Origin of the sequence: Variovorax glucosi, from assembly GCF_051216695.1 — a bacterium.
In the GTDB taxonomy this organism is placed as follows: Bacteria; Pseudomonadota; Gammaproteobacteria; order Burkholderiales; family Burkholderiaceae_C; genus Variovorax.
The window spans coordinates 1-1,016 of sequence record NZ_JBPJZE010000436.1; the positions used below are offsets into that span (position 1 = coordinate 1).

Genomic DNA, 1,016 nt, shown 5'->3' on the forward strand with positions numbered 1-1,016 from the left:
TGGGTGCTCAGCGACGATCCGCGCTTTCAGTACGGCAAGGGCCTGGCCGAAATAGACGGCCTCACGCGCGAGGCCAACGGCCACACCAGCAGCGTCGTGCTGCCAGGGCAGGAGAGGCCGTTTCGCACGCTGTCCGTGCACATCGAGCCCCACGCGCAGCGGCCGGCCGTGCGGTTGATCGTCGGGCGCAACACCGAGCCTTATGCGCGCACGCGCCAGACCTTTCTGACCGCGCTGGCCGCGCTTGGGCTGGGGTCGGTGCTGGTGGTGGCCATTGCCGGCTACTGGATCGCGCGGGTGGGGTTGCGGCCGCTGGAGCGGCTTTCGGCCGAGGCGCAGGCGCTGCGGCCCAAGACCTTGTCGCAGCGGCTGCAGTCAGGGGCCTTGCCGGTCGAGCTCTCGGCGCTGGCCGAGGCCTTCAATGGCGCACTGAACCGGCTCGAAGAGGCCTACGGCCAGCTCGAATCGTTCAATGCCGACGTGGCGCACGAACTGCGCACGCCGCTGGCCAACCTCATCGGCAGCACGCAGGTGGCGCTGTCGCGCCAGCGCAGCGCGGGCGAGTTCCAGGAGGTGCTGCAGGCCAACCTCGAAGACCTGGAACGCGTGCGCTCCATCGTCAACGACATGCTGTTCCTCGCGCGCGCCGACCGCGGCGAAGTGGCGACCGGGCTGGTGCTAACGCCCGTGGCGCAGGAAGTGCGCAAGACCATCGAGTTCTTCGAGTTCGTGCTCGACGAGACGCGTGCGCAGGTCGCCATCGAAGGCGACGTGCTGGCCGAGGCGCGGCTTGAGAGCGCGCTGTTCCGCCGAGCCATGTCGAACCTGCTGCAGAACGCCATCGAGCATTCGAAGCCGGGGGCGCAGATCGCCGTCACGCTGCGCGAAGAAGCCGCCTCGACGTGGATCACCGTGTCGAACCCGGGCGCGCCCATCGACGAGCAGCATCTGCAGCACCTGTTCGACCGGTTCTACCGCGTCGATGCCGCGCGCAACGACGGCGGCGAGCACCATGG

The 1,016-nt window shown here is 69.0% G+C and carries 1 protein-coding gene; it reads left to right on the forward strand.

Annotation, left to right across the window (positions count from 1 at the left end; all coding sequences use genetic code 11):
* Positions 1-1,016: heavy metal sensor histidine kinase (locus tag ACSFA3_RS26310; RefSeq protein WP_435508232.1), on the forward strand; the 1,016-nt coding region annotated here is incomplete at both ends.